The 2,716-nt window shown below is 67.1% G+C and carries 3 protein-coding genes; all 3 read right to left on the bottom strand.

What is annotated here, in order from left to right; translation table 11 throughout:
• On the bottom strand, nucleotides 1-1,254 hold a 1,254-nt coding region (locus IL992_RS40400; RefSeq protein WP_193208580.1), incomplete at its 3' end, for a nitrate- and nitrite sensing domain-containing protein.
• 349 nt (nucleotides 1,255-1,603) lie between these two features.
• Nucleotides 1,604-2,161, bottom strand: coding sequence for a GTP-binding protein (locus tag IL992_RS40395; RefSeq protein ID WP_193208579.1), 558 nt, complete (start codon nucleotides 2,159-2,161; stop codon nucleotides 1,604-1,606).
• 7 nt (nucleotides 2,162-2,168) lie between these two features.
• Nucleotides 2,169-2,567: a DUF742 domain-containing protein gene (locus tag IL992_RS40390; RefSeq protein ID WP_193208644.1), complete on the bottom strand. Its 399-nt coding sequence runs from the start codon at nucleotides 2,565-2,567 to the stop codon at nucleotides 2,169-2,171.
• Between the last annotated feature and the right edge of the window lie 149 nt (nucleotides 2,568-2,716).

Below are 2,716 nucleotides of genomic sequence, written 5' to 3'. Positions count from 1 at the left end.
CACGAACATCGCGTTGACATTGCTGCGCAGCCGGGCCTCGTCACCCGCCAGCCGTACGGCCTCGCGATGCACCTCGTCGAAGGCCCGCGCGACTTCACCGATCTCGTCACGGCCGACCACCTGGATCGGGGCGATGGGCGGGACCTCGGCGGCGTCGCCGGCCTCCCTCAGCTTCTGGACCGTGTCGGGGAGGCGGCTGCCGGCGATCTCCAGCGCCTCGCTGCGCAGCCGCCGCAGCGGGCGTACGAGCGAGCGGGCGACGCCGGTGGTGGCGAGCAGGACCGCGATCAGCAGGAGGGCGACGGCGGCGGCCACGATGATGGCCCGCTGCTGCTCGTCGTCCTTGAGCGACTGGCTCCGCGCCACGATGGAGGAGGTCAGCTTGGCCTCGACGGTACGCATCCGATTGATGGGCTGCGACATCGCGTCGTACCAGAGTTGGGTGTCGTCACGTACCGACAGGTCGAAGCCCTTGAGCGGGAAGCCCGCGTTGGCGCGGTCGAGCACCAGCGTGCGGATGAACTCCGCCTGATCGACCTTGCCGCCGGTGACCGTGTTGTCGTAGTCGGCGCGCTCGTCGGCGGTGGCGCTCTTGCGGAAGGCCCGCAGTTCGCTCTCCTCTGCGGACACGGCGCCGAGGAAGTTCTGCAGCTGGGCCTGCTCGAAACGGGTGACGGGCAGCACCGTGGTCAGCAGGCCCCGCTGCATGGAGGCGTTCTCCTTCGCGCGGGCGAGCGCGGCCAGCGTGACGGACGAGGCGGCGAGCCGGTCGTCCTGCGTGCTCTTGGCAAGCTCGTCCTGCAGGGCCAGCAGGGTGTCGATGACGAGCGTGTACTGGTCGATCACGGCGCCCGGCTGCAGGTGCCCCCGCATGGCCTGGCTGCGCAGAACCTCCACGCCGTCGAGCTTGGCGAGGATGTGGTCGATCTCGTCGGAGGCGCGGCTGCTCACCTTCGTCCTGACCTCGTTCGCCAGATCCCGGACGGCGGTGGCCGCCTTGTCGGTGAGAAGGGTCTGCGCCTCGACCGCGGCGATCGCTTTCGCCGGGCGGCCGATCGTCGCGTTCCAGGCGGCCTGGTCGCGTTCCGACTGCAACTCGTGGGTGAGGCCCGCGACCTTGTCCACGAGCCGCGCCAGGACGCTGGTCTGCTGGTATTCGGACGCCGTATCGATCGACATGACGACCCTCAGGCCGCCCAGCAGCAGCGTCGCCAGAGTCGGGATGAGGATCAGCACCACAAGCCTGGAGCGCACGCGCCAGTTGCGCAGGAGGAATCGGCTTCCTTCTTCAGGCCTCCGCTCGGGAACCCCGGTCCCGGGGCTCTCATCGGGCCTGGGGTCTTGTGTCCTCACGGGCCTCGCAACCTCCGCCGTACGTGCGCCCAGGGGGGAGCGCCTCGTCACTCATGTGGTTGCCGTGACATGGGAGACGTCCTGCGGGCAAGGGTAATTGCAGCACGCCAGTTATGTGGAGGCCAAGCAAAAGATTCTGCGCGAATGACAGAAGAAAGCCCTGAAATGGGGATCAATTAGCCAAGAACGGTGCCCGTCTCATTACTGGACTCTGTCCTTACGGCAAGCCGCCCTGCCGGACCGTGGAGCTTCAGGACGTCCTCTCGTAGGCGGCGCGAACCGTCAGGACGTACTCCACCAGGCTGATGAGAGTGTTCTTCACCGCTTCGCGGGACCGGGCGTCCGTGCGGACGATGGGCACATTCGGCGACAGGGAGAGGGCTTCGCGAATCTCGTCCTCCGCGTGGATGAATTGCCCCTCCCAGCCATTCAGAGCGACCACGAACGGCAGCCGGGCCTCCTCAAAATAGTCAATTGCGGGGAAACAGTCCGCCAGTCGCCTGCTATCCACAAGTACGACCGCACCGATCGCACCGCGCACCAGGTCATCCCACATGAACCAGAACCGATGCTGACCCGGCGTACCGAACAGATACAAAATCAAATCCCGGTCCAGCGACACCCGCCCGAAGTCCATCGCCACCGTCGTGGTCGTCTTGTGCGGCACCAACCCCACATCGTCCACGCCCACCGAGGCGTCGGTCATCACCGCCTCGGTCGTCAACGGCACGATCTCCGACACCGCCCCCACGAAGGTCGTCTTCCCCACGCCGAAGCCCCCCGCAACGACGATCTTCGTCGAGGTCAACCCCCGGCTAGAGCCTGCGAAGTCCACTGAGCACCCTTTCCAGCAAGTTCAGATCCGGCTTACCGGCCTCCAACTGCGGCTGATGCACATGCACCAGCCCCTCCGCCGCCATGTCCGCGATCACCACGCGAACCACACCCAGCGGAATCCGCAGCAACGCCGACACCTCGGCCACCGACCGCACCTGACGGCACAGCGTGCTGATCGCCTGGCGTTCCGGAGTGAGCATGGAGATGTCCTGGTGCATCACCGTGGCGGAGGACACGAGTGCCTCCATCGCCAACTGCACGCGCGGTGCCGTACGCCCCCCCGTCACCGCGTACGGCCGCACCAGCGAACTCCGCTCCCCCGCCCCCGAAGACGGGGCGGCGTTCGCATCGCCGTAGCGCCGATGGGAGTCGTCCACCGGCGGATAGGCCTCGTTGTTCCAGCCGCCTGCCACAGCGTCCTCCTGACCTGCTAGCTCTCACTCCGGACCTCGGCGACGCCGTGGCCGCCTCGCCTCAAACCTTCTCGCCCGTCCTGTTTCTCACCGCTCATCATCTCGGGTGGGAG

This window comes from Microbispora sitophila (assembly GCF_014892245.1).
GTDB lineage: Bacteria > Actinomycetota > Actinomycetes > Streptosporangiales > Streptosporangiaceae > Microbispora > Microbispora siamensis.
Note: the sequence above shows the minus strand (reverse complement) of the source record. Positions and strands in the feature narration are given on the sequence as shown.